A 25,060-nucleotide genomic window follows, 5' to 3' on the forward strand; every position below is an offset into this window, starting at 1 on the left:
CGCGGGCACGGCGCGCTTGGCGTCGCGCAGATCGATGATCTTCTGCCACAGGCGAGCGCGCTCCGCTTCGTCGGCCGCGGCTCGGTGGCGAGCGATGTACTGGGCGCTGAGCTGGGACTCGGCCTCGGCGAACTCCTCGTACACCATGGCTGTCGGCGTGTTCTCGTACGGGTCGGGCTGCTGAGCGGAAGCACTCAAGGGACGTCGTCTCCTGTAGTGAGTGGGCGTGGTCAGACGGTCTGGGTCTCGGAGTGGTGAGCCTGGTACCAGTCGAGGAAGGCGGCCACCGACCCATCGAAATCGGTGCGGATGAGGGTGTGGAGGGCCCGCTGGTCGTGCCCCGGGCGCCATTGGGTCCGGGTCGGTTCCCCGCAGCCGCACCGGCAGGGCAGGTTGTCGAACTCGTCGTCGGAGAAGTAGGTGACCGCACTACGGACCGCGTTCGGGGTGGGGTCGGGCTGGTCGACGTAGCGGTCGTGGACCGGATTTCCGGACGGCAGAATGCGGCCGGCGAAGGCGCGCCGGCCCTGCTCGTCTTGCTCCCAGCGCTCGATGGCAACGGCCATGACGACCAGGCCGGTGTTGCGGCTCACTACAACAGCGAACTTCTCGTTCTCTGCGGCCTCGGCGAGGACCCACCAGCCGCGAGCGGCGTTGAGGACTTCAAGCGGGCTCATCGTGGGGTCGTAACCGCGCAGTTCGCGGGTGAGGAACGGGTGGTCGTCCGGCTCATACAGGCGTGCACCGGGGCGGATCCGCAGCATGGATTCTCACACCTTTCCTGGGTGACGGTCTGGTCCAACCATATCGAACGATCGGCTATACCGCTACGGGGATTGATTGATATGGGTCCCGGTAGCCCTCAGCGGAGTTGTTGAGATCCCGGGCGCAGGCCACGCCATGCTCCGGGGCGCTGGCGACGTCGTACCCCCGGGCTGTCGTCGAGGAGCCGGTCCAGGGCGGTGATCGAGGCGTACGTCGTCACGCCCCGGTTCTCCCGTACGGGCACGTTCCGATCGCCTCGGCTACGAACGGCGTCGGCGCAGGAGGATACCCAGCAGCGGTGTCAGTTCCTTCAGGACGCGGGGAACGGCTGCTGGATCGGCGCGGCGCAGGGCGGTGCAGGCGATCATGGTGATCGCGCCAACGACCGCGAGGACTACGAGCGCAGCAGCAATGATCAGAGGCGTGGACATGGTCCGTCTCCGGGCTCGGATGTAGGGAAAATGCCCGCCCGTGCAGGTGGGAGGCCCAAGGGGCGGTTCGCTCCTGCACGGCAGAGGCACCGTGACTTCGTCAGTGCACACGGAGAAGAAGACCCGAGGTCGCCGTTGCGAATCTAGAGGTGCGGGCGTTGCGCTCCGGTGCGGATGCGCGCAACACCGTTGCGGCCGAGGGATGGGATTCAGGCTTCGCCGTGTTCCAGGGCGCCGGCGACGTCGCGGCCGAGGTCGTAGCCGGGGGAGTCGTCCAGGAGTTCTCGGCGCCGGTTGTAGAGCTGGGTGGTGCGGGCGTCCTTGTGATCGGCCCACTGCTGCACCTTGTCGGGGCGGGCGCCCGGCTTCGCCAGGGCGTGAGTGACCGCGTCGCCCTTCACGCCGTGGGGGCCGCGCAGCGGCAGCCCGGCGCGTTGGGCGAGGGACTGGAGCAGCCGCCACACGGCCGGTTCGTCGAGCTGGCCGCCGGACGCGGTGCAGAACAGCCAGCCGGTGGTGCGGCCGTTGAGGTATTCCATCAGCGCGTCCCAGGTCACCGGCGGGATCGGCTTCTTCTTCCGGCCGCCGCCCTTGACCTTCTCCAGGAGCAGCACGCGGTGCCCCTTGTCGTAGCCGAGGTCTTCGACGCGGGCGTTGAGCAGGGAGTTGATGCGCAGGCAGCAGGTGTAGAGCGTGAGCAGCAGGGCGTACGCGCGCTTGCGGTAGGCCGCGACACGGTGCTCATCTCGGGCGACGGCCACAAACCGGGCCCACTCGGCCTCGGTGTACCCGGGGGTGGGGGAGTACGTCGGGTCGACGTAGGGCCGTTGCACGGCGTCGAAGGGGTTCTTCACCCCGTCGTCGCTCACCTTGTCCAGGTAGACGAAGAACGAGGAGGCCGCCGACAGCGCGTTCTTGCGCGAGGCGTCCGAGTACGGCTTCCCGGCCCGGACCATCTCGCCGCGCCGGCCGCCCTTGACCCGCACCCACGTCGGGGTGGTCTCCAGGTACAGCCGGAAGGTGTCGGCGAGGACGAACTTCACGGCCATCGGGTGCTCGCCGTGCTCCCGGGCGAACTCCTCGAAGACCTTGAAGCCGCGGGCGTAGGACTTCTGCGTGTTGACCGAGCGCTGGTGCGCGATCCACGCCGCGGCGAGCGTCGGCAGCACATCGTCCTCGCCGTACAACTCGATCAGGTGGTCGTAGAGCCTGCGCGCGTGCTCGGGCCAGAGGTCGCGCGGGTCGCGCCGGACGGTGGTGAGCGCCGCCCGGGGCGAGCGGGCAAGCACCTTGCCCGGCATGTCGGGCGATTCACCCGATTCCGGGACGTTCTGATCCGGCGTCAGCATAGGCACAGGATAACTGTAATTATCCTGTGCGTTTGGGAAGATGGCATGAGGGGTGGAATCTGGTCCGCTGGCGAGAACCCGCAGGCGCCTCTCTGCGGGCCTTGCGTGTCCGTCGAGGCCCGATCGCACCGGCCCTCCCGCGTTCGGCCGCGAGAGGGCCGGTTCTGCGGGTCGCATTTCTGGCGGTCCAGGCGGAAATTACTCTTTGGTCGTATTGTCGTTGACCGGCGGCAGCTCCCGCAGCACCAGGGCGCGCGACATCGCCGGCGCGGCACGGCGCGCAAGTTCGCGGCGCTTACCGGGCGCGTCCTCCGCCCGCAGCGCCACCCCGAGCAGCTCCAGCCACCGCGCCTCGGCGGCCCGGGCCGCCAGCACCCCAGCCACCGCCTCCTCCACGGTCGGGGGGTGGTCTACGCCTAGACCACCCGCCGACGGCACCGCCTCTGACGGGTCCTGGTCCACGTGTGGACCAGTCGGGTCGGCGACGGTCCCTGACGCGGGGTGGCCTACGTGTGGACCATCACCCTCTTCGGGGGCGCCGCGGCCCGGCGGGTCGCACTCCTTGTGCGAGCCGTAGCGGAACGGCCGCGCACCGGTGAGCAGCTCCTCGTGCCCGTCGACGAGCTTGCGCAGCCGGGTCGCGTACCAGTCGGTGTGGAGGTCCTGGACCTCCCAGTCCCGGGCCCGCGGCCACGCATCCGCCTCGAGCCCGGCCATCATCGCCACGTACAGCGGATGCCCCCACTGCCGGGGGGACTTCCCACAATCCTGCTCGCACACCGCACACATCACCGGCCACGGGTCCTTGAACACACCCTGCGGGAAGTCGTCCGAGTGCACCAGCACAGCCAGCACCCCTGCTTCGGGGCGCGCCGCGTCGATCAGGACCTGCATCGACGGGCCGGGCAGCCACGTCTGCACCAGCGTCGACCCGCACTTCGAGCAGAACGGCACCGAGAGATCCAGCCCCCGCCGCCGGCGCACCTTCGCGCCCTCGCTCGCCCGGCGTGCAGCCGGCTTCCTCCTGCGACGTCCCGCCACACGACCACCTCCCGGCCGAGCAGTCTAGGGAAGGGCCGCCAGCCCAAGGCCCGGGGCTGGCGGCCCGGCGTCTGGGTGACGTGCCCGGCGTGTGGGACGGACCACGGTCTGCGCACCGAGGACAGTGGTGTTGGGCCGCCCCCGGGCCCTACACCATCAGGAGTGGGAGAAGCCGGTGACGTTGACGACCGAGTGCACCACAGGCGATGAACTCGCCGAGAACCTGCTGCGCGGCATCGGCAACGAGCAGATGAGGGCAGCGACCCGCCTCCTGGGAGCACACCGCGACGGCTACTGGCTCCGGCGCTTCCTCGACGACCGGGAGCTCGCCGAGGCCGTCAACCAGCCGTGCCAGTTCATCGACCGGGCTGACACAAGCCCCTCGGTGGACTGGAACGCTGTTGCCCTGGTCCTGGTCACCCAGCCATGGGTGCTGAAGTGCTCCGGCAGCGAACAGGCCGTGCTGGAGTTCGCCGCGTCACTCGTCGGAAAGACCAGCGTGAACCTGCACAAGGCAATCAACGCGGCCGACGAGGACGAGTTCGAACGCATGCTGCGGGCGATGCGTCAGGCTGCCTACGGCGACGTCGCCTGACCTTCACCGCGCAGCCCGCCGCCCGCGACGGACCACGGAGCCCAGGGGGCTTCGGTGGTCCAGGGGTCAGGGACCGGCGATGAGCCACAGGATCAGCGCGGCGTCCAAGTCCCGGTTATGGCGGTAGACGATGGTGATGCCGCGTCCGCCGGTCTGCTCGGGGAGCAGGTCGATGGCGTACGACTGCGAGCGCGGATCGGCGTCCGGCAGTCCGCGGGCATGGTCGGGGGTCGGGTCTTCCTCTAGGGAGGCCCGCACCGACATGACGGCCGTCCGCTCGCCGACGCTGAGGTCGCCCCGCAGGATCTTCTCGGCGGCGTCGCTGTAGAACGCGTGGGTCACCGGGTGTTCCCCTCGGCCATCTTCTGACCCAGCTCGAAGGCGACGTCCTCGCTGGGGCGCATCAAGGCCGCCATCGCCTGTGGGTCGCACCGCAGCATCACCCGGTGCCGGTACGCCTGGGTGATCTCGCGGACGCGGGTGAGGTCGTCCAGGTCCGCGTCCTCCAGCTCCTGCTCGAAGGACTGGAGGTCGCCGGGGAACCCCCAGACCCCCAGGGCGGTGCGCAGCTCGGCGAGCGTGCGCATCGGCGGTACGACGTCGTGGTGCTCAGGTTGTGCGGTCATCAGGGCCTCCCTCATGGCGTGCGTCGAGTGTCCCATTACGCCTGCCGGGCGGTCAGGGGGACAAGCAGCGACAGCCGCCGGGCTGGTGCTGCTCCCACCGGAACAGCGCGGCCAGCTGCCTCAGCTATCTATGGTCCGGTGCCCATCTGTGCAGGTCAGAGCGCAAGTCGCCGATGTAGGCACGTGAGGCAAGTTGGCGCTGGGCAGCGGTTCGGCTGTCCCGCCTGGACCTCTAGCTTTGATCCCCATTCTGAGGGGTCCCGGGCTCCACGTCAGCGTCCTCAATGTCCAGGCCATTAGGGGCCAAACGATCACGGAGCCGGGTGTATCGCTGGTGTGCCAGGCGGCGATCTCCGATCCCAGTGAGCGCTCCGATCTCGTCCCAGGTGAAATCCTGCTTAGCCCGAGCCAGGAGCATGAGTTCATCGAACTCCATGCTGCGTCGAGCACGGGACAGCAGCCGAAGCGCGGCCCGGAGGTCCTCGGTGTCAACGTCCGGACGCTGACAGTCGACCGCCTCAGCCACGGTTGAGACGGCGGTGAGAGGAGAGAGCGGCTGGGTGCCAAGCCTACGGGGCCGCACCCCCGCGATCTCGTGCGCGAAGGCCCGAAAGCGGCGGGTAAGGCGGTCCACATCGGCCTGATATGCCTCGCGCTGGGCGTTGGTCATCGTCATGCCGTCATCATATTGAGGACTCAAGGCTTTGTCATCAATATGATGACAACTCACTCTCGTGCGCGAGGGGCCGGCCGGGAGAACCCGGAGTTCGCCGCAGACCCAGCCGAGGCCGCCGCCGTGCTACGCCATCGGTGACCAAGGCGCGAACGTCCCTCACATGCCCAACGTGCCTGAAACGGTGGAGATATGGGTGAGGCGCGTGCGAAAGATCCTCCTTGGCTCACATGCCTGACCCTCGTTAGGCACCCTAGATAACAGCACGAGCACGGGGTCACTCACCGGCCGGCTCCCGCCGCCGGGAGCAGACGGCAGCGCGGGGTGGAGGGGATGCTGTGGGTCACGCGGGCAGTCTGCCCGATCTCGGCCGCGCCCCGGGCCCGGGGCGGCGGAACTAGCATTCGAGGCATGGACGGCATTCCCCGGGACCAGCTTCCCCGCGCCCTCGTCTGCCTGGAGGGCGACCAGGTCATCGAGGTGCGGGTGACCCGGCGCCGGCACTTCCGGGGCGAATGGTGGTACGACCTCCTCGTGAGGCTCCCGAGCAGGCGTGACACCCCGCGCGGGCCCGTCCCGGACGTCAAGGAGGTCGAATTCTCCGCCCGCCACCCCGACGTCCAGCCGATCGAGGGCGAGGATTACGCGGTCTTGGACCCGCCCCCGGCCGACGAGCGCCGCCGCTGGAGGATCTCCGAGGCCCCGCCTGGGAGCGCCTATGAGGTGGTCGTGCACCGGCTCGACTGCGCCCAGGGCGCCCTGTCCCAGAAGCTTGCCACCGATCGCGAGGCCCTGCGCATGCTGGCCGACCCGGAGGAGGCCGTCACCTGCGCGATCTGCCGCCCCGAAAACGTCCTCGGCCACCTCTTCGGCTGACCACGGCCCGGTGGTTGAGCGGTCAGCCCGCGATGGGGTGCTCCACCGTCGCGCTGATACGCCGGCGGATGGAGGAGGTCGTCCTCTCGGCCTGCTAGTCGCCCAGGCCCCTGGCCCAGAATTCGCTCGGACCGTGACCGGCGAACTCGGTCGCCTTGGCGATAGCGCGGTCGATTTCGGCGTCGTCGCCGCTGCCAACCGCAGCCCAGAGGCGGCCGAAGCCCGTGGCGCCGCGGCGGTAGACGACGATCTCGGCCTCGTCGTCGTCGGGCAGCGGCCAGGCCGGGAGCGTGGCCAGGTTCAGGCTCGTGAGGTAGTCGAGCGGGGCCATCCCGGGCCGCTCTGCGAGTGCGGCGCGGATCTGGCCTGCGGTAGAGATGACGGCCGCGTTGCCCACGGCGTTCATCAGGTTGATGGCCGCGGGGGCGTCCAGGTCCGGGCGCTGCTGCCGGCGGGCAGACCACGTGGCGCTCGTCCGGTGGGCGAGCCAGGTCCCGAGGGCGACGAGCTGTTCGGCGTCTTCGTGGGTGGCGCGGCCGGCCGCGACGGTGCGGGCCAGGCGAGCGGCCTCTCGAACGAGAGCGGCTCCGGTCGGCTGAACGGTCATGCCAGGTCCTCCAGTCGGTTATGAGGGCCCGGCGCGGCGCCGGGCCCCCGGTGTCCGGGTTGGGGGTCTCGCTGAGGGTGGTACGTCGGTGGTCTTCGCCGTGTCGGGTCCGTGGGAGGGCACGACCCCAAGGACCCGACACGCGGGTTGGTCTACTGCTTCCTGGGTGTGAACTCGGTGCCCCGTCCCTTGGACATCTCGATCAGTACGTCCCGGGCGGCCTGGCAGTCCCCGAGCGCGCGATGCCCACCGCCGAGCCGCAGCCACCGGCCGGAGCCCATCCACGCGGCGTACGCCTCCATCAGGCAGAACCAGCTGTCCCGGGGTTCCAGGTGCATCGGCTTCCGCCCCGCCCGGCGGATGTCACCGAGGACCACGGACCGGTCGAACTCCGCGTTGTACGCACAGACGACCCGGTCCTTGGTGACCTTGCGCAGGCGGGGCAGGACCCTGTCGAAGGGCCGCGCGTCGGCGACGTCCTCGTCACTGATGCCGTGCACCCAGCGGGCTCCCGCTGTGATCTTCTCGGTGGGCTTTACCAGGGTGTCCATCAGCTTCTTGCCGGTGGTGGCGTCGATGACGGCGATCTCGATGGTCTGCCCGTACAGGTCGGTGGTCTCGGTGTCGAGGATCACCGCCGTGTCGGGCTCCAGCAGCGCGCGGGCCTGCCGGGTGAGCCGCCCCCACTGCGGGCACAGGGTGATCTCGTCGGCGTAGCTGCCGGCCGCCGGGTCGGCGGCGAGCTCGTCCGCGACCTGATCCTTGCCCGGGGCGCCGTCGAGCCGCTCCCAGTCCAGTTCCCAACGCCCGGAGTACGGCGAGTTCCATGCCCACACGGTCACGCCGTGCCGGTCGGCCAGGGCCTGCGCGAACGCCTTGACCGTGGCGGCCCGGGACGGCGCCAGCTGCGCGTACTCGCGCAACGGCGAGGGGGCGCCCTTGGGCAGGCCCCGGACCGCTTCCCAGTCCACCCCGGGCAGATCGCGCAGGTCCTGGACGTCGCCGAGCCGGAACAGCGCCACGGTGACGGTGCGCCGCCCGGATCCGACCGGCCGCTCGTAGGAGCCGGCGGGCTTCACCCAGCCGGCGGCCTCGACGTACTGCCAGTCCGCCGGGTGCCGGATCTCCAGCACGTCGGCGGCGGCCTGAGCGGTGATGTACTGCTCGCCGGCGGCCTCCTCCGGGAGCCGGTCCACGTCCGCGATCAGGTACCGGCCGCCCCTGCCGACCGTGATCCGGCCCTCGGCGCCCATGCGCGCGATGTCGCGCCAGTGCCAGCCGATCCGCTCCGCCGCCGCATCCCGCGGCAGGCTCGCCGCCTCCCACGCCACCCGCTCGGCCACAAGCCCACGCACGAGCTCGGCATCGAGCGCGAGCGCATCAGCCGTCGCATACAGCGGATGGCCCTTGTACGAGTCACAGCAGACAAGGTGCTTCTGCGCGACAAGCTCGTTGACGTCGTCCGCTGTCACCGGCTCGTCGAGGTGCTGCGCCAGCAGGGCGGCGATCCGCCGCGCGCCCAGCGCCTCGGGCAGCGACTCCTGCGGTGCTGCCTCTACGAGGGTGTCCGTCATCGCTCCTCCGTGATCTGCGCGTGGTCGGGCATCGTGCCGGTGCCCAGGGGGCGGCGCTGCTCGGTGCGCCAGAGCAGCCGCAGGAACTTCACGGCCGCCGTTGCTGCGTAGCTGATGTCCACGTCAGCCCGGTCCACCATGAACGGCGGATGCCCGGGCACCTCCGCCCGCGCCACATCGACCCGCGGCCAGGGGATGAGGGCGTCGTGCTCGATGAAGCCGCCGAGTTCCTCGAACCCGACCTCGTCGTAGGAGCGGGAGAAGAGGTGGGGGCCGAGGAGGGTGACCGTCTGCCCGTCGGCGAGCGTCAGGGTGGCGGGGGGCTCGTTCACGGTGGGCCCCTTCACGCGAAGCGCACGCAGGCGACGACGGCCAGGAGTTCGCCGGCGTCAGCAGCCCGGTCTAGTGCGGTTCCGTCAGCGGCGTCCTTGACCGGCCCGGCGACGAGGACGTGCTCGGTGCGGTCGAGGAGATTCCACCAGTGCTCGGGCAGGGGCACGGTCTCTGCGGCGTCCCACAGGTGCGGCAGTTCGTCGTAGCCGTCGTCGGTGACGTGGGTGAGGCAGAGCAGGGACCGGGAGTCGATGTCGGCCCGTAGGCGCCAGGTGACGTCCAGCTCCGGCATCCGGCGCCGGTCCCAGGGCTTCCACTCGGTCCGGCGGCGCAGGTCCTCGATCCCGGCGCCCGCGGTCTCGCACTCCAGGGTGAGCATGGGCAGCGGCTGCCCGTCGGGCGCGAAGGCGCGGGTCAAAATCACCCGGTACCGCGGCACTCCGTCCGGGTCGTCAAGCAGGAGCCGGACCACCTTGAAGGGACTCTCAGGGGCCCCGTCGTCCGACACGGTCGCACTGCCCTGCGAGTCCGCATCCAGCGCCCGGGGCGTCAGCGGCGCGGCGCCGGCGGCCCAGTGGTCGAGCGCGTCCTCCAGGAGTTCAGCGGCCGCCGCGTCCGACAGCTGCTCAAGCGCGGCGAACGCCGCGGTGCCGTCACCGGACTCGGCGGCCGCCAGCGCCAGCGGCGCCCATAGGCGGGTCGCAGACGAAGCGAGCGGCGAGCGGGCGGCACCCCGGTTCAGGGGCAGCCCATAGACCGCGCCGGCGAGCACCGCGAGGGTCGGCCGGTCAGCGCTCACCTTCCGCGCCATCGACGTCTGGCAGGGCTCGCACCCCGCCCGGCACGCGGCCACCAGCCGCGCCGCGAGATCGGTGTCCGGTGTCCGGCCCGCCGCGTACGGCAGGTCCGCGAACACCGTCATGTCCGGCAGCGGGGTGTGCGTGTGCAGAGCGCCGGTGGCAGCTGCCTGATGTGAAGCACCAGTGCGCTCAGCCCGTCGGCGGGCACGCGTCTTCTTCCTACGGTTCTGAACCACGGCAGTTCTCTCCTCGAACAGCGCGCAGCGGTTACCCATGACCCGATGCACGCGAGCTGAGAAGGACTGCGCGGACATACGGAAGACGTCGCCGAAGTGCGCGACGGTGGTGCTCGCACTGATGCGCTCGGGCCCGGAAAAGGGGCCCGGCACACCTTCGTCCTCAGTGGCTCCCAGTCATGGGCTGAGGCGGGGCTTGGGCCGGTGCGCGGCCGTACGTCAAGACGATAGCGGCCGCCACTGACGGCCGTACCAGAAAACGTGCCAGCCACCGGCGAGGCCAGCCGATCGGCTCCCGTGAGCAGTAGCGCTTCCCGGCATGGCCCGTCCGCTTCCGGACGACCTGCCGATCGTTGAATCCGCGTGACGACCTTGCCGCTACGCGACGTTGAACTGCTCCTGGCCGAATACAACATCGGCGCCTGGACGCCAACCGCCTCCGAGCGCTCGCTCGCCGAGTCCCTGGCCTTCAGCGGCCTGTCGCCGTCCAGCCTCCGGGCCGGACTGCGCCAGGCCCCGCCTGGCCGCCTCTCAGACGTGCTGGCCCCGGTGACCGCCGCGATGGAGACCACCGCCGTGATCCCTTCCGAGGAGTTGCGTCCCCTGCGGCGGCTCCTGGACGCCGTCGCCCCTCCGCCGTGAACGGCCCGGCCACTGCCTGGGTACGTGACTTCGCGCCCAGCGGCCCTCACGGTGGTGGACATGACGCCAAGGAGGACTAGTCCCACTTCCCGCATCACCTGGGAAAACGTGCTGCTGCTCGCTCGCCGCATCATGGGCGAATACCCCCCGAGAAGCGTCACCCTTCGACAGGTCCACTACCGCTGCGCGGCGGCCGGAGCGATCCCCAACACCACGTCTGCCTACAAGCGGCTGTCGTCGCTGATCGCCCAGGAACGCCGGGCCGGCAGCTTCCCGGACCTGATCGACTCCACCCGCGAAGTGCATCGCCCGCAGGCCTTCGCCGACGTCGCCGACATGCTGCGCTGCATGCCGGACTCCTTCCGCCTTGACCGCAGGCGCGGGCAGGGGGTGAACCTGTACGTCGCGGCGGAGAAGGACACGCTGCGAGTGCAGTTCACCGGCTGGCTGGAGGACTACGGCATCCCCGTGGTCATCGCCCGCGGCTTCTCCTCCCAGAGTTACGTCCAGGACGTCGCTGCCGCCGTTCGGGCCGATGGCCGGGATGCCGTGCTCCTCTACGTGGGGGACCTGGACGCCTCAGGCGAGGACATTGAGCGGGATTGGCTTGAGCGCACCGCGTGCTGGGACCGCGTCGAGCGCGTCGCCCTGAACATGGCCCAGGTCCGCGAGCGGGAGATCCCGGCCGCGGTGGGCAAGCGCACGGACTCGCGGTGGCCGGCCTTCGCTGCCCGGCATGGGCTCGACGTGCGGTATCCGGTGCAGTGGGAGGTGGAGGCGCTGCCGCCGGAGGAGCTGAGGCAGCTGGTGATGGCCGCGGTGCACGTTCACTTCGCCCGGGCGGTGTGGGAGTCCGTCCTGGGCGACGAGGAAGAGCAGCGGGTGCAGCTGCGCCGCTTCCTCGCCCGCTGGCGCTCCACGGGATGATCTCGATGCCTCAGTGCCGCCCACGCGTAGCGTGGGTACGGGCAGGCCGCCGGCGCAAGGCGCGTGCGGGCAAGGTCCCTCGAACGGGCCACTAGCCGCCCCTGACAGCGTGGCTAGGCCCCAGCACCTTGCCAGCCGGGCCCGAGCCGACGCCGTTCTCGCCGCGGGCTGCCGCTCGTCGGAGGTGCCGGCGATTCTTCCCGTTGGGTCTGCTCAAGGTGCTTCAGCAGGGCCGCGGTCGCGGTCGGGACGTCGGCGAGGATCCGGGCGGTGCTGGGGTCGAGGGTGGAGAGCGCTTCGACGAGGTAATCGATTGCGTCGACGGTGTCTTCCACCGCGGTGGTGCTCCAGCCCGTGGTGTGCGCGGAGTCAGCGAGGCGGCACGCGGCTTCCGCAGCAGCGTCGGCGTGCTCTTCCACGCCGGGGGCTGCCCCGGTGGTGAGGTCCATGGTCGGCTCGCCGGCGGCCGGTTCGGGGCCGGGCGATATGAGGGTGTGGAGGCCTCGGCCGAGGGCGCGGCCGCGCGGGTGCGCTGTGGTCACACCAGGAGTCTGCCGTACGAACTGCCTGTCGGCAGGTGCGTGGTGCTACAGGTCGGTGGCGATGCCGGTGGGGGAGGTGCCGTGGTGGCGGGCGCTGTTGGCGATGGCGTCGGGGAGGAGGGTGGGGGCGGTGTCGGTGAGGAGGGGGTGTTGGGCGGCGGTTTGGCGGAGGACGGTGCGGGGGGTGACGTGGGCGTCGAGGCGGCCGCCGGTGCGGGTGGTGATGAGGGGGCCGGGGGTGGGGCCGAGGCGGTGGGGGAGGTAGGTGTTGATGGTGAGGGCGAACAGCGGCGGGAGGGCCATCAGGCGGGTTCCGCCGCCTTTCTGCCAGACCTTGGCGGCGGTGGTGGTGCCGCGGGGGGTGAGGTCGTCGGTGTCGAGGCGGGTGATGGCGCCGGGGCGCAGGCCGGCGAGCATGGCGTAGATGAGGCACCGGTTCCTGGGGGTGACGGGTGCGTAGAGGCCGTCGGCGGCCTGCATGAGCGCGGTCATCTCGGTGGCGTTGTGGACGGGGAGGCCGGGTTCGTCGCGGAGGTCGGGCCGGAGGCGTTCGTCGAAGGGGTTGTGCCGGCACAGGTTCTCGGTAACGGCCCAGATGTAGAAGGTGTGCAGGGCGTTGAAGCGGCGGTTGCGGGAGCGGGCGGCGCCGCCGCGGTGGTTGAGCCAGGCGGTGGCGTGGGTGTGGTCGGCGTGCCAGGGGCTGATGCCGGCGGCGTGGATCCAGCGGAGCCAGTCGGCGATGTCGTCGCCGTAGTGTTCCGGTGTTGTTCCCTGGAGGGCGCGGGCGGTGCCGTCGCGGAGGGGGCGGCCGTAGCCGCGGGCGAGCCAGTGGTGGAGTTCGTCGAGGCCGGGGACGGTCACAGCTACAGCCCTTGATCTTTAGATAACAGCCCTACCCGAGCCACCCTACTCGCCGCGGTTGCGGTGGTGCCCGAAGGTGCGGGGCGGGGGTGCGCGCGTGCGGGCCGCGGAGTGGGGCCTGGGCTGTTATCTAAAGATCGAGTGTGGCCGTCTTCTGCTGTCAGTGGCGGGTGCGACTCTTTACCCCGAACCCGCAGCTCAGCCCCCGGCTGACAGTCGAACACGAGGAGAAACGACCATGCTGATCAACTACAAGGTCCACTGGACCCCCGCCGAAGGCACCGAACGCCGCACCTCGGCCGTCTCGTACAGCCTGCCCGTCGCGCAGGAGCGGCAGGCCGAGCTGGAACGCGAGGGAGCCCTCGACGTGGAGATCGAGAAGATCACACTCAGATGACCGACCCCGCCGAGGCACCCCTCCCCGACGCCGAGGAATACCACGTCGTCGTCCGCTTCCGCCCCGCCGGGCCACCCGTGACCGGCACCTGGACCAGCAGCACGACCGCCCTGGAAAAATACCGCCGCTGGATCGGCACCCACGGAAGCACCCCCGGTGTGGTCATCACGCTCGAAGCCGAGACAGCCGGCGTCCGCACGACCGTCAAGCGGTGGACCGTCGAGCACCCATGACTTCGGGCCGGGGACCAGGGGCATGGCCCGGACACTACGCTCAGGACCTCGACCAGTGACCAGGGGGAGAACACCCATGTTCAAGGCGTTGCGCACCCTCGCCGTCCGCAGGCCCAGCCGGATCCCCTTACAGAACGTCGACCTTCACACCCTGTACAACCTGCGCATGCCCAACGGCGACTACGCCCCCGGCAGGCTCCTCGAAACCCACCGCCTCTGGGAACGCCGCTGGGACGACGGCATCCCCTACGTCTCCGCCGAGACCAGGCCCTCCCGGACCGAACAGCGCGTCGTCGGCCTCCTCGCCGTCGCCGACCGCACCGTCGGCGCAGGCCGCGCCGACCACCTCGAAGCCCTGCGTCAAGTCCCGCAACTGGTCCTCGTCGACGACCCCAACGCAGCACGCCAGGGCCTGATCACCTTCCAAGAAGAGATGTCCCACCTCGGCCCGGAACGGCAGCTCGGCCACCTCGTCCTCCAGCCCCGCACCTTCATGCGGACCATCACCGTCATCGACCCCCACCGCATCCGCCCCCTCACCACCGGGCGAAGGAAGGACCGTTCGTCATGACCAGCACCGGGGACGACCACCAGGCTGCGATCGAGGCCGCCAAGCAGCAGATCCCCTCAGTGGAACAGCTGCTTAAGCAGTGGCCGGCGGCAGAGCCCCGCATGCCCACCGCCGCCCACGGCGAAGCCGACCTGTACGAAACCGGCGGATTCGACGACCCCCGACTCGTCCTCTACACCGGCACCAGCCACCTGCCCGAGCCCGAGCTGACCGTCGGCTGGTGCCTGTTCGGCGCCGCACGCAACGTCCTCCCCGGCCACCCCTCGCTGCCGCACGCCGCCCAGGAAGCACTGGCCGACCCCAACGCCGTACGAGCCCTGCAACTCCTGGCCGTAGACCACCGGGAGACCGACGAGGCAGCCGTCGAAGCGCTCGCCAACCCCCAAACCGTCCGCACCCTCGTCTCCCTCGCCTCCGCCGCCCACCAGGAACACCAGAAACAGCCGCTTCGCGTCGAGATCGGTACGGAGATCTACGCCTACCACCGCGGCCCCATCCCCTGGGGCCCCACCACAGCCGACGTCGTCTACATCGGAAGCCCGATCTGGATCGCCGCAGAGTAACGGGGCGAGTGTGAGAACTCCGGGCCGTGTCTTAAGCCGAGCGCAGAGGTACGACCCGGCGCTCGCCCGTGGTCCTCTCCCCCAGCCGGTAGACCGAGATGTTGCCGACCCGGTCCACCTCTTCGAGCCACCCCTGCTCGACGAGGTCTTTGCGCACCCGGGAGAACAGCGTCGGCGTCCAACCAAGCTCTCCGGCAAGGCGGGTGGCCGTCTGCTGGACTGCTCCGTTGGGCAGCTTGGGCGCCGCCGCGTACAGCTGGAGCAAGAGCCGCTGGTTGGGCTTGAGCCCCTTGGTCTGGCGCAGCACCGTGAGCGCCGTCTGGTCGCCACTGTTCATGCGAGTTCCCCCTTCACAGGCCGGGGCTCGAATCCCGGGAGTCCTGGAATGTCCGGCGGGTTGTACGCGCGGATGGTGCTGCGCTGGTCGATCGCTTCCTGCTGGCTCGCGAAGTAGGGGCTGACCTTGTAGAAGCGCTGGCGCCCGAACTCTTCGACGCAGAACAACAGCCGACGCTTGACCAGCTTGCGGACGATCCGGCCCAGGGCGTCCGGGCTGGTACCGGTCCGCTCCGCGATCTGCGCCGTCGTCTTCATGACCGGCTGGTCCGGCCCCGGCGTCGCCCCGACGAACCACCCGAAGACCCTGAACTCGCGGTCGGTCAGACCGCCCTTCTTCGGCGGGATGGCCGCCAGGGCCTCCAGCCGGGTGTTGTCCACGGTGCTGTAGCCGCTGATGTACCCGAAGCGCGCCCGCGGCGGCTCCCGCCCGGGCTCACTCGGTCCCGCCTGCTGTGCAGGGCGCGCCATACGGATCTCTCCGGTCGTCGTGCGACATGTCCCATGAGTACATGCACACCGTATCTCAGAGCCGGATCCATGAACCTCAGCGACATGTACACATAGGACATGCTTCCCGCTCCGGGAAGCCGAATATTCCGCCCCCCGGAGCGGAATATAGCGATCCCTCGACCCGTATATCCGATCCTGGGAACTGGATCACCACCTAGAAAACCGCAGGTCAGACGCGGTCTCGGCGTGGTCTTCTCTATGTACTCACAGGACCCGGACAACGAACGCCTTACCCGCACCCACATCCGCGCCGCATCCGTCGCGCCCACAGCGCGTCGGACCCTCCCACAGCAGGACGCCCCACTTCCCCTTCGGATACCTCGACCACAGAACGGGCGGAACCGCGGCGCCGAGCTGTGGTCACGGAGGTACGGGAGGTACCCAGCCGGGCGGCCGGCCACGGCCGAACGGCGGCACCACACCCGGCACCAGCCACGCTTCCAGGTCTTTCCCGACACCTCCCCCGCTCCTCCGATGGCGGCAGCGCTTCCGGCAACGCCAGCCCCCGACCCGCCCAGACGCGCGAGCCCTCAGACCAGAGCGAGGCGAACGCCCCGTACTTGTCAGCTGCCGTCCAGCACCCTGACGAGACAGACAGCGACACGACTCACTGTGCCCCGCCTACCAAAAACGTCCGTTTTAGCGCACAAATTGGCCCAGGGGGAGCTGATCTCTCCGCTGACCTCGAAGAAGGTTTGGACGTCGACGGGCTGGCCGTTTTTCTCGGTGAGGACTAGGGCGACGGCGTCAGGGACCGACCCGCGTCATGCAGATTCCGCGTCACTGCCGATTCCGCCCCGGCGCAGCACCGCTGCCGACGTGCACGACCCGCTTGCCCCTGCCGCCAGCCTCGGCCTGACTAAGCGCTGAGGCTGAGGAATTGCCGGACGGCCCGTACGTGACGGTGGGGCAGGAGCTGGGATCGGATGTCGTCCAGGGCCTCGGAGGGGCGGGAGGAGTCCACGCCGTCGGTCTGGGAGAGCGCCTTGGTGGCGGTGGCGCACGCGGCGTCGAGGTCGCCGAGGTCGAGGTGGGCCTGGGCAGCGCGGGTGAGGTAGAGAGCGTGGTCGCGGACGTAGCCGTCGGTGGCGTAGGCGGCCTTGTACGCAGCCTCGAAGTGGTGGAGGGCGGTTCGGGGGTCGCCCAGGTCGAGGGCGGAGGAGCCGGAGAGCATTTCGATCTCGCCCGCATCGAGCCAGTACGACCAAGGGGGGTCATCGTCGTGGGTGCCTTGGGCGTAGGCGTCGCGGGCGGCGTCGAGTTCGCGCGCGCAGGCTGTGCGGGCGCCGGTCTTTGACAGGGCCCGGGCGGCGCGGGCGTGGAGCATGGCGCGCACGCGAGGGGTGCTGTGGCCGGCGGCCTCGTCCTGGGCGGTGCGTACGAGGTTGACGGCGTCCTGGGGGTTGCCGGTGGAGTAGGTCTGGATGGCCATGAAGGCCAGGATGTTGGCGCCGGTGGCGTGGTCCCCGGCGGTGGCGGAGGCGCGCAGGGCGGTGATGTAGAAGCTCTGGGCGCCCGCGTGGCGGCCGGCGTCGAAGTGGAGCCAGCCGCACATGCGGCTGGACTCGGCGAGCGCGGTCAGCAGCCGGCGGCCGACGTCCTCGTTGTAGGTGGCGTCGTTGGCCAGGGCGCTGAGAAGCTGGAACTCGGCGGCGGCCGCGGGCCGTAGTTCGCCGCCGCCGAGGACGTCGTCGAGGCGGCGGAGGTCGTCAAGGCGCTGTTCGAGGCGGGTGACGGTGTCGGCGGTCAGCCGTCGGCGGCCGCGGGTGGCGGCGATGGCTTGGGTGGTGCTGAGTGCGTCGGTCCAGCCGGCGGTGACGGCGGTGAGGGTCGCACCGCTGGCTATCAGGAATCCTCGTCGGTCCACGGAGCCTCCCCTGGCGGCGGCCGCTACTGACCTGACCGTACCCATGGGGGTCCAGGGGCTATCCAGGATCGGCCGGTCGTCAGGGAAGCTGACCAGCAGCCAGTGGGGCCAGCCCATCTCGTCGACGGCTTCGCGCGGCACGTTGTGGAAGGCCGCCATGGCGTACTGGGTGACGGTCTCCGGCGCGTGGATGCCCGACTCCCACCTGGTGACCTTCTCCCGGCGCTTGGCGAGGTGACCGTAGCCGAGGGCGGCGTGGACTGGGGAGAGCCGGTCGAGGTACTCCTCGGCGGTCAGGTCCAGCTCGTGCCGCAGGGCGGCCAGGGGATGGCGGAAGGGCTTGTCGCGCACCGGGGTCTCCTCTCGCGCAACGGGCCTGATGCCGCGTCACGGTAGCGGCCTCCTTACGGACCGTGCAGGCGCTCGCGGGAAGGTCCGCAACAGGTCCGCAACAGCGCAGCTCTATCCCCGGCGGTGCTGGTGGCGGTGACATGTGCGGCGTCCCGCTCGTACTGCCCGAGGAGGAGCCGTGCAGGACCCTTCCCCCCTGGTGTCGGTGGTGGTCAGCGCCCGCGGAAATACCGCGTCGCTGCTGACGCTGCTGGAGGCTCTGGCCCAGCAGACGCTGACCGACTTCGAGGCCGTGATCGTCGACAATGACCCGCCGGGGCCGGTGCGCCCGATCGGCCAGGCGCTGGACGGCAGCGGTCCGTGGCCGTTCACGCTGCGGGTGCTCTTCGAGCCGCTGCCCGGCCTGAGCGCCGGCCGCAACCGGGGGATCTGTGCCGCCCGTGGCCGCTTCGTCGCCATCACCGACCCCGACATCGTCCCCGAACCCGGCTGGCTTCAGGCCCTGGTGGCGTGCGCTGAGCAGGAGGACGTATTCGCCGTCGGCGGCCGCACCGCCGTGGAGTACCCCGAGGGGGAGGTGGTGCCGTTGTCGACGGCGCTGCGGGAGTGCCACGGCGCCGTCGAGTGGCCCGACGGCCGGACGCTGGCCGCGTGGCCGTACTGGGTCACCGGCTGCAACCTGCTCTTCGACCGTAGGGCGGCGCTTGAGCTAGGGCTCTTCCGTACCGACCTGGGGCGTAAGGGCCGGTGGCGGCTGGACTGCGAGGACCTGGAGTTCGTGGACCGGGCCCGCCAGCACGGTCTAGAAACCCTCATCGAGCCCGCCGCGGTGGTCTCCCACCCGATCTACCGGCGCGAGACCACCGCCCGGTACTACGTCGACCAGGGCATCGGTCACGGCATCTGCGTGGCCCGGATGCACCTGAGCGTGCGGGTGGAGCCCGCCGCGATCCGCGCCGGCCGCACCGCGGTCAAGGACGCCGCCGTCGGCCTGGTGCAGGGGTGGACGTTCCTGGACCGCGCCCGGGCCGTGGAGTCCGCCCGCGATCTGGCCCGCATCGGCGCCTACCACGCCGAGCGCGGCCGCCTGCGCCTGTTGGGCCGCCGCCCCATCGCCCTGGCTGACCTGTCCGACCTGCCCAAGTTCACCAAGAAGGAGAAGGAGCGCGTCTGATGGACATCATCACCACCACCGGCCTGTCATCGGCCCCCGTGGAGCTCGTCGAGCGCAAGGGCGCCGGCCACCCCGACACCCTGGCCGACGGCGTCGCAGAGGCCGTCTCCCGCGCCTACAGCCACTACTGCCGCGACCGCTTCGGGGCGATCCTGCACCACAACACCGACAAGACCGCGCTGCTCGGCGGCTCTTCCACCGTGCGGTTCGGGCACGGGGAGATGACCGCGCCCATCATCGTGATGGTCAACGGCCGCATGAGCTACCGCTTCGGCGACGAACGCATTCCCGTCGAGGACATCGTCACCCGGGCCGCCCGCGAGTACCTCGCCGACGCGCTGCCGCTGCTGGACGCGGGGATGTGGGTGGACGTGCGGACCCGGCTCACCCAAGCGTCCAGCCCGGGCGCCGTGGACGGCAAAGCGGCCGAGGCGGACGCCGCCCGGCAGCGGTGGTTCGCCCCGCGGAGCCTGGACGACCTGGCGGAGCGGCGCCGGATGTTCGCCAACGACACGAGCGCCGGGGTCGGCTACGCGCCGCTCGGCATCGCCGAGGACCTCGCCCTCGGGGTCGAGAACCACCTAAGCGGCGAGGCGTTCCAGAAAGAGCACCCGTACTACGGCACGGACATCAAGATCATGGTGGTCCGGAACGGCAGGCAAGTGCATCTGACCGCGTGCGTACCGCAGATCGCCCGTCGCACCCCGGACCTGGACACCTACGTCGCCCGCCGCGCGCAGGTACGGCGGTTCATCGAAGAGCAGGCCGCGCGGATCGCGCCCGACTTCCGGGTCACGGTGGCGGTCAACACCCGGGACGACGACAAGCGGCCGGAGCTCTACCTGACGGCCACCGGATCGAGCATCGAGTCCGGTGACGAGGGCGTGGTCGGCCGCGGGAACCGGGCCAACGGGCTGATCAGCATGCTGCGGCCGTGGTCGGCCGAAGGCGTCTCCGGCAAGAACCCCGTCTACCACGTCGGCAAGCTCTACAACCTCGCTGCGGCCGAGGTCGCCAAGCGGCTGCACGCGAGCTGTGGCCAGCCGGTCGCGGTCGCCCTGGTCTCCCAGTCCGGCCGGGACCTGCACGACCCGTGGCAGGCCATCGTGCAGAGCGCCGGCCGCGAGCCCCTGCCGAACGCTGTGGTGCGCGAGACGGTCACCGAGGTCATGGAGGGCCTGGACGGGCTGCGCGAGGACCTGCTCGCCGGAAAGGTAGCCACCGCATGAGCGCCACCTCTACACCTGCCGCCGAACTGGGGTTCACGGCTTGCCTGAACCCGGCCACCCTCAGCGGCATCCCGCTCCCGCGCTTCCTCACCCTCGCCGCAGAGACCGGCTTCGACGCGGTCGAGCTGTCGATCCAGCAGGTGATCGCGCACGGCCCGCAGCAGGTCCGCGACATGCTCGACCGGCACGGCCTGCGCGCGGTCGCGGCCTCCGGCATCCTGCCCGCCGGGCCCGTCCTGCCCGCCCCGCTGCTGATCCCCGACGAGCAGTACGCCGACCTGCTTCAGGACCTCCCCCAGCGGCTCGCCGCCTTCCAGACCCTCAACTGCCCGACGGCCACGATCGTGCTCAACCCGGCCACCACCTGGCCCCGGCCCGACGCGCTTGCCCGCGCCCGCACGCGCATCAGCCAGCTCGCCGACGCCGCCGCCCCCTGCGGGGTCCGCCTGGCGGTGGAGGCCGTCAGCGTCACCCGCGGCCTGCCGCCCGAGCTCACTGGCGAACACCTTCTCCTGACAGATCTGCCCAGCCTGGCCCGCCTCATCGAGGAGACCGGCCGCACCGACGTCGGCGTCCTCGTGGACTCCTTCCACTGGGCGGCGGCCGGCGCCGACCGCGGCCACATCACCGGCCTCGGCACCATCCCCGTCGCCCATGTCCAGATCGCCGACCTCCCCATCGGCATCACTCCGGCCGACGCCGCCGACGAGATGCGCCTCTTCCCCGGCGACGGCGCCCTGCCCTGGCGCACCTTCGGCCAGGCCCTGAACAAGGCCGGCTACACCGGGCCCGTCTCCGTCGAGCTGTTCAACCCCGCCCTGCGGGCGCTGCCCGTCGGCGAGATCGCCCAACGCGCCCACCACAGCGCCGTCAGCCGCTGGAACCTCCCGGAGGTCACCCGGTGAACCTTCCCACCCGGCAGTGGCGGGTGGCCGTGGCCGGCTGCGGTGCGGCCGCCTTCGGCCTCCACCTGCCCGCCCTCGCAGCCAACCCCGCCTTCGACATCGTCGCCGTCCACGACCGCGAGGCCGAACGCGCCCGCCTCGCGGCCCGCCGCTTCGCCGTGCCCCGCATCGCCCACACCGTGGAGGAACTGCTGGACGGGGCCGACCTGCTGGCGGTCCTCACCGGCGTGCACGACACCCTCATCGACGCCGCCCTCGACGTCGGCGTGCACGTCTTCACCGAGAAGCCCGTCAGCCTCGACCTGGAGCGCACCCGCGCCCTGATCAGCAAGGCTCGCCGCGCCGGACGGATCCTCGAAGTGGGGGCGATGCGCGCCCACGACCCCGCCCTGCACGCCCTGCTGGCCACCGTCCCCGACCCGGCCGGGGGATGGCTGATCAAAGCCGACGGGGCGGACGAGGCCGCCCGCCGCGCGCTGCTGCCGCCCGGGCTGGAGCCGTACACCTTCGCCGCCGACCCACCCCAGCCCACCCCCCACCACCTGGCCGACGACCAGCTGGACGCGCTGCGGATCCTGCTGTGGCAGGGCTACCACCTGCTCACCGCCCTCGTCCTGGCCGTCCCCGGTGCCCGTCCCGGCACGTGCACGCTCGCCGCGCACGGCCAGGGGCTGACCGCCACCATCCACGGCCCCGGCCCAGCCGGCGCCCTGTTCACCCTCGCCATCGTGCCCGCGGCCCCCGGGGACTTCCGCGAGCAGATCCACCTCGTGGGCGGCGACTTCGCCGCCACGCTCGACATCGCCCGCCCCTACCAGCGCGCCACCGGCACCCGCCTGAGCACCCACCTCGGCAGCGATCCACACACCGTGTTCGGCGACCCGTTCACCGCCATGTGGAACGCCGTCGGCCAGCGGCTGGCCGGCCAGCACCCCGCCGACCTGCCGACCAGCGCCGACCTTGCCCTGCACGTCGAGGAGCTCGCCGCGGGCCTGGCCGACGCTACCCACGCCCCCGTGCCCCACCACCAGGAGAAGGAGGAGCAGCATGCCCGCCGTTGATGTGCCCGTGCTCGCCGTGGACGGCCCGCCCGGTGCCGGGAAGACGAGCGTCCTGGCGAAGCTGATCCCGTTCCTCGGCAGCGCCGCCGCCTGGTTCACCGAGCCGAACGCGCGCCTCGCCCGGGGGCTCGACGCGCCCACGCACCCTTCCCCGGCCGGACACAGCTTGTGGTTCCTGCGGCACGAGCAGGCTAAGGCCCGCGCCATGCAGCGCCTGGCCGCCGACCCCGCCACCCGCCTGATCCTGTGCGACCGCAACCACCTGGGGGCCCTGGCCTACTGCTACGCCACCCACGCCGAGGACTCCCTGCCCTACCGCACCGCGCGCGACTTCTACGCCCGGCACGTCGCCCCCGCCCTGCCCGAGCGCGTGCTGACCGTCATCCTGCTGGTCAGCCCCGCCGAAAGCCTCCGCCGCCGCGGCGGCGCCGCCGAGCTGCCCCGCTGGAAACAGTGGTTCGACCCGGACCTGCTGGAGCGCCTGCACCACTTCTACACGCACATCGCCCCGGGACTGTGCCCGTCCCCGCCCCGAGTCATCGACACCGACCACGCCAGCATTCGCGACGTCCTCGGCGAGATCGCCGAGCACCTGCGCGCCGCAGACATCACCCTGCCCGGCGACCCCACAGACGTCCCCATCGCCGGCAGCCCCGAGCAGGACTCGGCCTTCGCGCGCGCCTACCAACAGCTGGGCGGCCTGGAAGCCCTCGGCCACACCGCCAGTGCCCCCTTCGACTACCGGCACGGCACCGTGCAGCTCTACCAGCTCGGCGCCCTCCACCGGACCCCCGACGCCCGCACCATCCTGTGGAACCCCCTGGCCAACGACCCGACCCTGCGAGCCGCGTCATGACCACCCGCACCCCCTGCGTCGTCGGCCTCAACCTCGGCCACGACGGCGGCGCCGCCCTCATCACCGAGCACACCACCGTCGCCATCAGCGAAGAACGCATCAACCGCACCCGCTACAGCCCCGGCTGGCAGGCCGCCCTGCTGTACTGCCTGCACGCGGCCGGCCTCCAGCTCAACGACATCGACCAGGTGGTCGTCAGCGGCATCGGCAACGAGCCACCCAGCTGGGAGGAGACCCGCCTGGGGCACTTCGGGATCCGGCCGGACCGCACCGTCGCCGTCGACCACCACCTCAGCCACGCCTACACCGCCTACTGCCTCTCCCCCTTCGAGCAGGCCACCGTCCTCGTCGTCGACGGCGGCGGCAACAGCGGCGACACCGAGACCTTCTACACCGCCACCCCGAAGGGCATCGAGCGCATCGGCAGCAACGCGCCCACCCGGCGGCGGACCGGCGGCATCGGTGCCGCCTACGAGGCCGTGACCAACTACCTCGGTTGGCACGAGCAGGAGGCCGGGAAGACCATGGCGCTGGCCGCCTACGGCGACCCGAACGCCTTCCCCGACCCGCTCTTCGACCTCGACGGCACGCACGTCCACGGCCGCCTCCACCACACCCACGCCCGCGGCATCGCCGACCTCGTCGCCCGCACCGGGTGGCAGGTCGGCCCACCCGACACCCGCGGCGACCAGCTGCGCGGCGCGGACCTGGCCGCCTACCTCCAGGCCCAGACCGAGCAGATCCTCACCGCGCTCACCGAGCACGTCATCGCCACCACCGGCCTGAGCAACCTGTGCTTCGCCGGCGGCGTCGCCCTCAACTGCGTCGCCGCCGACAAACTCCGCCGCCTCCCCTCCGTCACCGGCTACTTCGCACCCCCCGCCGCCTCCGACCGCGGCCAAGCCCTCGGCTGCGCCCTGTACGGGTGGCACCGCCTCACCGGCGAACTCCCCCGTCGCCCCGCCACCAACGACTACTTCGGCCGCGCCTACAGCGACGCGGAGATCGAGCAGGCCCTCAAGCGCGACCCGCGTTCCGGACTCGTCGAACGGCGCCGGGCCGCGTTCCAGTGGCGGCGCGAGTCCGACATCGCGGCCACCGCCGCGCAGCTGCTCGCCGACGGGCACCTGGTCGGCTGGTTCCAGGGCGGATCCGAGCTCGGGCCCCGCGCGCTCGGCCACCGCAGCATCCTCGCCGACCCCCGCACCACCGACAGCTCCACCGCCCTCAACAGCAAGGTCAAGCGCCGCGAGCCGTTCCGGCCCTTCGCCCCAGCCATCCTCGAAGAACACGCCGACAAGTGGTTCGACCTCGGCGGCGCCACGTCCCCCTTCATGCTGCTGGCCCCATCCGTACGCCCCGAGAAGACCGGCGCGATCCCGGCCGCCATCCACGTCGACGGCACCGCCCGCGTCCAGACCGTCAACCCCGACCACACCCCGGAGTTCTCCGGGGTGATCGAGCAGTTCCACCGCATCACCGGCGTCCCCGTCGTGCTGAACACCAGCTACAACCAGCAAGAACCCATCGTCGAGACCCCCGCGCACGCCCTGGCCACCTTCCAGGCATCCGGGCTCGACGCCGCGTGCATCGGCAACTACCTCGTCGAACGGGCCACACTGACGCCATGACTCCACCCATCCGCCACGCCGCCCGCGCCATCGCGCTCGACGAGAAGGACCGTGTTCTCCTCCTCCACTACGACGAAGGCGAGGGGTTCTGGGCAACGCCCGGCGGATCGCTGGACGAGGGCGAGACCCACGAGACCGCCCTCCGACGGGAGCTACGCGAAGAGCTCGGCGTCACCGACGCCGAGCTCGGCCCCCAACTCGCGGAACGCAACCAGGAGCACGAGGTCGGCGGGCGGACCGTCCGCCAGGTCGAGCGGTACTACCTCGTCCGCTTCGCCACCGGTACCGCCGACCTCTCCAGGGCCACCCAGCCCGACACCATCCGCTCCCTGCGCTGGTGGTCCGTCACCGAGCTCGACATGACCGACGAGACCGTCTACCCCCACGGGCTCGGCGGCCTTGTCGCCGGGCTGCTGTCCAACGGAACCCCAGTAAGGCCCGTCACCCTAATTAGCTAGCCAGCAGGGGCAGCCAGCCCTTTTACCTGACGAGGCG

General features: G+C 71.0%; 32 protein-coding genes. 15 read left to right on the plus strand and 17 right to left on the minus strand.

Annotated elements, in window-relative coordinates; genetic code table 11:
* The 5 genes from ABZ951_RS15540 to ABZ951_RS15560 all read right to left on the minus strand — a co-directional run.
* Positions 1-198: hypothetical protein (locus ABZ951_RS15540; protein WP_361280021.1), on the minus strand; the 198-nt coding region annotated here is incomplete at its 3' end.
* Between the two features lie 32 nt (positions 199-230).
* Positions 231-764 carry a hypothetical protein gene (locus ABZ951_RS15545; protein ID WP_344090143.1) on the minus strand — a complete coding sequence of 178 codons (534 nt, stop codon included), beginning with the start codon at positions 762-764 and terminating at the stop codon, positions 231-233.
* Between the two features lie 261 nt (positions 765-1,025).
* Positions 1,026-1,196, minus strand: a complete 171-nt coding sequence (locus ABZ951_RS15550; RefSeq protein ID WP_344090141.1) for a hypothetical protein — start codon at positions 1,194-1,196, stop codon at positions 1,026-1,028.
* Positions 1,197-1,405: 209 nt separating this feature from the next.
* On the minus strand, positions 1,406-2,545 hold the full coding sequence (locus ABZ951_RS15555; protein WP_344090139.1) for a tyrosine-type recombinase/integrase: 1,140 nt from the start codon (positions 2,543-2,545) through the stop codon (positions 1,406-1,408).
* 198 nt (positions 2,546-2,743) lie between these two features.
* Positions 2,744-3,586 carry a hypothetical protein gene (locus ABZ951_RS15560; protein WP_344090137.1) on the minus strand — a complete coding sequence of 281 codons (843 nt, stop codon included), beginning with the start codon at positions 3,584-3,586 and terminating at the stop codon, positions 2,744-2,746.
* A gap of 175 nt (positions 3,587-3,761) precedes the next feature.
* Here ABZ951_RS15560 and ABZ951_RS15565 point away from each other — a divergent pair, with 175 nt between their 5' ends.
* The gene (locus ABZ951_RS15565; protein WP_344090135.1) at positions 3,762-4,181 is read left to right on the plus strand and encodes a hypothetical protein; all 420 of its coding nucleotides are present in this window, start codon (positions 3,762-3,764) and stop codon (positions 4,179-4,181) included.
* 66 nt (positions 4,182-4,247) lie between these two features.
* On the opposite strand, the gene ABZ951_RS15570 is transcribed toward ABZ951_RS15565, so the two are convergent.
* The 3 genes from ABZ951_RS15570 to ABZ951_RS15580 all read right to left on the minus strand — a co-directional run bounded on the left by ABZ951_RS15570 (position 4,248) and on the right by ABZ951_RS15580 (position 5,483).
* The gene (locus ABZ951_RS15570; protein WP_344090133.1) at positions 4,248-4,523 is read right to left on the minus strand and encodes a hypothetical protein; all 276 of its coding nucleotides are present in this window, start codon (positions 4,521-4,523) and stop codon (positions 4,248-4,250) included.
* Positions 4,520-4,807 carry a hypothetical protein gene (locus tag ABZ951_RS15575; protein WP_344090130.1) on the minus strand — a complete coding sequence of 96 codons (288 nt, stop codon included), beginning with the start codon at positions 4,805-4,807 and terminating at the stop codon, positions 4,520-4,522. The genes ABZ951_RS15570 and ABZ951_RS15575 overlap by 4 nt, the downstream gene beginning before the upstream one ends.
* Positions 4,808-5,039: 232 nt before the next feature.
* On the minus strand, positions 5,040-5,483 hold the full coding sequence (locus ABZ951_RS15580; RefSeq protein ID WP_344090127.1) for a hypothetical protein: 444 nt from the start codon (positions 5,481-5,483) through the stop codon (positions 5,040-5,042).
* A gap of 408 nt (positions 5,484-5,891) precedes the next feature.
* Between ABZ951_RS15580 and ABZ951_RS15585 the strand changes: the two genes are divergently transcribed.
* Positions 5,892-6,356 carry a DUF6233 domain-containing protein gene (locus tag ABZ951_RS15585; protein ID WP_344090125.1) on the plus strand — a complete coding sequence of 155 codons (465 nt, stop codon included), beginning with the start codon at positions 5,892-5,894 and terminating at the stop codon, positions 6,354-6,356.
* A gap of 94 nt (positions 6,357-6,450) precedes the next feature.
* Here the strand turns inward: ABZ951_RS15585 and ABZ951_RS15590 are convergent, their stop codons facing one another.
* The 4 genes from ABZ951_RS15590 to ABZ951_RS15605 form a co-directional block, all read right to left on the minus strand.
* Positions 6,451-6,963: a hypothetical protein gene (locus tag ABZ951_RS15590; RefSeq protein ID WP_344090123.1), complete on the minus strand. Its 513-nt coding sequence runs from the start codon at positions 6,961-6,963 to the stop codon at positions 6,451-6,453.
* Positions 6,964-7,115: 152 nt separating this feature from the next.
* Entirely contained in the window at positions 7,116-8,537 is a 1,422-nt protein-coding gene (locus tag ABZ951_RS15595; RefSeq protein ID WP_344090121.1) for a 3'-5' exonuclease, read from the minus strand.
* Positions 8,534-8,869: a hypothetical protein gene (locus tag ABZ951_RS15600; RefSeq protein ID WP_344090119.1), complete on the minus strand. Its 336-nt coding sequence runs from the start codon at positions 8,867-8,869 to the stop codon at positions 8,534-8,536. Before ABZ951_RS15600 ends, ABZ951_RS15595 begins: the two co-directional genes overlap by 4 nt.
* An 11-nt stretch (positions 8,870-8,880) precedes the next feature.
* Positions 8,881-9,792: a hypothetical protein gene (locus ABZ951_RS15605; RefSeq protein WP_344090117.1), complete on the minus strand. Its 912-nt coding sequence runs from the start codon at positions 9,790-9,792 to the stop codon at positions 8,881-8,883.
* Between the two features lie 477 nt (positions 9,793-10,269).
* Here ABZ951_RS15605 and ABZ951_RS15610 point away from each other — a divergent pair, with 477 nt between their 5' ends.
* Positions 10,270-10,548, plus strand: coding sequence for a hypothetical protein (locus ABZ951_RS15610; protein WP_344090114.1), 279 nt, complete (start codon positions 10,270-10,272; stop codon positions 10,546-10,548).
* A 108-nt stretch (positions 10,549-10,656) separates the two neighbouring features.
* Entirely contained in the window at positions 10,657-11,475 is an 819-nt protein-coding gene (locus ABZ951_RS15615; RefSeq protein WP_344090112.1) for a hypothetical protein, read from the plus strand.
* A 113-nt stretch (positions 11,476-11,588) separates the two neighbouring features.
* On the opposite strand, the gene ABZ951_RS15620 is transcribed toward ABZ951_RS15615, so the two are convergent.
* Positions 11,589-12,017, minus strand: coding sequence for a hypothetical protein (locus ABZ951_RS15620; RefSeq protein ID WP_344090110.1), 429 nt, complete (start codon positions 12,015-12,017; stop codon positions 11,589-11,591).
* Positions 12,018-12,062: 45 nt separating this feature from the next.
* A complete protein-coding gene (locus tag ABZ951_RS15625; RefSeq protein ID WP_344090108.1) occupies positions 12,063-12,878 on the minus strand; it encodes a site-specific integrase in 816 nt (271 codons plus the stop codon).
* A 238-nt stretch (positions 12,879-13,116) separates the two neighbouring features.
* On the opposite strand from ABZ951_RS15625, the gene ABZ951_RS15630 reads away from it, so the two are divergent.
* From ABZ951_RS15630 to ABZ951_RS15645, 4 genes are all read left to right on the plus strand, one after another.
* Positions 13,117-13,275 carry a hypothetical protein gene (locus tag ABZ951_RS15630; protein ID WP_344090106.1) on the plus strand — a complete coding sequence of 53 codons (159 nt, stop codon included), beginning with the start codon at positions 13,117-13,119 and terminating at the stop codon, positions 13,273-13,275.
* Positions 13,272-13,508, plus strand: coding sequence for a hypothetical protein (locus ABZ951_RS15635; protein WP_344090104.1), 237 nt, complete (start codon positions 13,272-13,274; stop codon positions 13,506-13,508). The genes ABZ951_RS15630 and ABZ951_RS15635 overlap by 4 nt, the downstream gene beginning before the upstream one ends.
* Positions 13,509-13,584: 76 nt before the next feature.
* Entirely contained in the window at positions 13,585-14,079 is a 495-nt protein-coding gene (locus ABZ951_RS15640; RefSeq protein WP_344090103.1) for a hypothetical protein, read from the plus strand.
* Positions 14,076-14,642, plus strand: a complete 567-nt coding sequence (locus tag ABZ951_RS15645; RefSeq protein ID WP_344090101.1) for a hypothetical protein — start codon at positions 14,076-14,078, stop codon at positions 14,640-14,642. Before ABZ951_RS15640 ends, ABZ951_RS15645 begins: the two co-directional genes overlap by 4 nt.
* A gap of 31 nt (positions 14,643-14,673) precedes the next feature.
* Here ABZ951_RS15645 and ABZ951_RS15650 read toward each other — a convergent pair whose 3' ends face one another.
* The 3 genes from ABZ951_RS15650 to ABZ951_RS15660 all read right to left on the minus strand — a co-directional run bounded on the left by ABZ951_RS15650 (position 14,674) and on the right by ABZ951_RS15660 (position 17,709).
* Positions 14,674-14,979: a replication initiation protein, RepL2 gene (locus ABZ951_RS15650; protein WP_344090099.1), complete on the minus strand. Its 306-nt coding sequence runs from the start codon at positions 14,977-14,979 to the stop codon at positions 14,674-14,676.
* Positions 14,976-15,449: a hypothetical protein gene (locus tag ABZ951_RS15655; RefSeq protein WP_344090097.1), complete on the minus strand. Its 474-nt coding sequence runs from the start codon at positions 15,447-15,449 to the stop codon at positions 14,976-14,978. Before ABZ951_RS15655 ends, ABZ951_RS15650 begins: the two co-directional genes overlap by 4 nt.
* 901 nt (positions 15,450-16,350) lie before the next feature.
* Positions 16,351-17,709, minus strand: a complete 1,359-nt coding sequence (locus ABZ951_RS15660) for a transcriptional regulator (RefSeq protein WP_344090095.1) — start codon at positions 17,707-17,709, stop codon at positions 16,351-16,353.
* 178 nt (positions 17,710-17,887) lie between these two features.
* On the opposite strand from ABZ951_RS15660, the gene ABZ951_RS15665 reads away from it, so the two are divergent.
* From ABZ951_RS15665 to ABZ951_RS15695, 7 genes are read left to right on the plus strand one after another with little or no spacing between them, the layout of a single operon-like run.
* Positions 17,888-18,883, plus strand: coding sequence for a glycosyltransferase (locus ABZ951_RS15665; protein ID WP_344090093.1), 996 nt, complete (start codon positions 17,888-17,890; stop codon positions 18,881-18,883).
* Positions 18,883-20,112 carry a methionine adenosyltransferase gene (locus tag ABZ951_RS15670; protein WP_344090091.1) on the plus strand — a complete coding sequence of 410 codons (1,230 nt, stop codon included), beginning with the start codon at positions 18,883-18,885 and terminating at the stop codon, positions 20,110-20,112. Before ABZ951_RS15665 ends, ABZ951_RS15670 begins: the two co-directional genes overlap by 1 nt.
* Positions 20,109-21,017, plus strand: a complete 909-nt coding sequence (locus ABZ951_RS15675) for a sugar phosphate isomerase/epimerase family protein (protein WP_344090089.1) — start codon at positions 20,109-20,111, stop codon at positions 21,015-21,017. Before ABZ951_RS15670 ends, ABZ951_RS15675 begins: the two co-directional genes overlap by 4 nt.
* Positions 21,014-22,078 (plus strand): Gfo/Idh/MocA family oxidoreductase, encoded by a 1,065-nt coding sequence (locus ABZ951_RS15680; RefSeq protein ID WP_344090086.1) that lies wholly within the window; start codon positions 21,014-21,016, stop codon positions 22,076-22,078. Before ABZ951_RS15675 ends, ABZ951_RS15680 begins: the two co-directional genes overlap by 4 nt.
* Positions 22,065-22,934: an AAA family ATPase gene (locus ABZ951_RS15685; RefSeq protein WP_344090084.1), complete on the plus strand. Its 870-nt coding sequence runs from the start codon at positions 22,065-22,067 to the stop codon at positions 22,932-22,934. The genes ABZ951_RS15680 and ABZ951_RS15685 overlap by 14 nt, the downstream gene beginning before the upstream one ends.
* Positions 22,931-24,565 (plus strand): carbamoyltransferase C-terminal domain-containing protein, encoded by a 1,635-nt coding sequence (locus tag ABZ951_RS15690; RefSeq protein WP_344090082.1) that lies wholly within the window; start codon positions 22,931-22,933, stop codon positions 24,563-24,565. The genes ABZ951_RS15685 and ABZ951_RS15690 overlap by 4 nt, the downstream gene beginning before the upstream one ends.
* On the plus strand, positions 24,562-25,023 hold the full coding sequence (locus ABZ951_RS15695; RefSeq protein ID WP_344090080.1) for an NUDIX domain-containing protein: 462 nt from the start codon (positions 24,562-24,564) through the stop codon (positions 25,021-25,023). The genes ABZ951_RS15690 and ABZ951_RS15695 overlap by 4 nt, the downstream gene beginning before the upstream one ends.
* The last annotated feature ends 37 nt before the right edge of the window (positions 25,024-25,060 follow it).

This window comes from Streptomyces sp. NPDC046215 (assembly GCF_040646215.1).
Taxonomy (GTDB): domain Bacteria; phylum Actinomycetota; class Actinomycetes; order Streptomycetales; family Streptomycetaceae; genus Streptomyces; species Streptomyces stramineus.

Excerpts from the sequence above, each read along its gene's own strand:
- ABZ951_RS15545 (WP_344090143.1), bottom strand. The coding sequence starts at position 764 with ATGCTGCGGATCCGCCCCGGTGCACGCCTGTATGAGCCGGACGACCAC.
- ABZ951_RS15550 (WP_344090141.1), bottom strand. The coding sequence starts at position 1,196 with ATGTCCACGCCTCTGATCATTGCTGCTGCGCTCGTAGTCCTCGCGGTC.
- ABZ951_RS15555 (WP_344090139.1), bottom strand. The coding sequence starts at position 2,545 with ATGCTGACGCCGGATCAGAACGTCCCGGAATCGGGTGAATCGCCCGAC.
- ABZ951_RS15575 (WP_344090130.1), bottom strand. The coding sequence starts at position 4,807 with ATGACCGCACAACCTGAGCACCACGACGTCGTACCGCCGATGCGCACG.
- ABZ951_RS15580 (WP_344090127.1), bottom strand. The coding sequence starts at position 5,483 with ATGACGATGACCAACGCCCAGCGCGAGGCATATCAGGCCGATGTGGAC.
- ABZ951_RS15585 (WP_344090125.1), top strand. The coding sequence starts at position 5,892 with ATGGACGGCATTCCCCGGGACCAGCTTCCCCGCGCCCTCGTCTGCCTG.
- ABZ951_RS15590 (WP_344090123.1), bottom strand. The coding sequence starts at position 6,963 with ATGACCGTTCAGCCGACCGGAGCCGCTCTCGTTCGAGAGGCCGCTCGC.
- ABZ951_RS15595 (WP_344090121.1), bottom strand. The coding sequence starts at position 8,537 with ATGACGGACACCCTCGTAGAGGCAGCACCGCAGGAGTCGCTGCCCGAG.
- ABZ951_RS15605 (WP_344090117.1), bottom strand. The coding sequence starts at position 9,792 with ATGACGGTGTTCGCGGACCTGCCGTACGCGGCGGGCCGGACACCGGAC.
- ABZ951_RS15630 (WP_344090106.1), top strand. The coding sequence starts at position 13,117 with ATGCTGATCAACTACAAGGTCCACTGGACCCCCGCCGAAGGCACCGAA.
- ABZ951_RS15635 (WP_344090104.1), top strand. The coding sequence starts at position 13,272 with ATGACCGACCCCGCCGAGGCACCCCTCCCCGACGCCGAGGAATACCAC.
- ABZ951_RS15640 (WP_344090103.1), top strand. The coding sequence starts at position 13,585 with ATGTTCAAGGCGTTGCGCACCCTCGCCGTCCGCAGGCCCAGCCGGATC.
- ABZ951_RS15645 (WP_344090101.1), top strand. The coding sequence starts at position 14,076 with ATGACCAGCACCGGGGACGACCACCAGGCTGCGATCGAGGCCGCCAAG.
- ABZ951_RS15650 (WP_344090099.1), bottom strand. The coding sequence starts at position 14,979 with ATGAACAGTGGCGACCAGACGGCGCTCACGGTGCTGCGCCAGACCAAG.
- ABZ951_RS15655 (WP_344090097.1), bottom strand. The coding sequence starts at position 15,449 with ATGGCGCGCCCTGCACAGCAGGCGGGACCGAGTGAGCCCGGGCGGGAG.
- ABZ951_RS15670 (WP_344090091.1), top strand. The coding sequence starts at position 18,883 with ATGGACATCATCACCACCACCGGCCTGTCATCGGCCCCCGTGGAGCTC.
- ABZ951_RS15675 (WP_344090089.1), top strand. The coding sequence starts at position 20,109 with ATGAGCGCCACCTCTACACCTGCCGCCGAACTGGGGTTCACGGCTTGC.
- ABZ951_RS15685 (WP_344090084.1), top strand. The coding sequence starts at position 22,065 with ATGCCCGCCGTTGATGTGCCCGTGCTCGCCGTGGACGGCCCGCCCGGT.
- ABZ951_RS15690 (WP_344090082.1), top strand. The coding sequence starts at position 22,931 with ATGACCACCCGCACCCCCTGCGTCGTCGGCCTCAACCTCGGCCACGAC.
- ABZ951_RS15695 (WP_344090080.1), top strand. The coding sequence starts at position 24,562 with ATGACTCCACCCATCCGCCACGCCGCCCGCGCCATCGCGCTCGACGAG.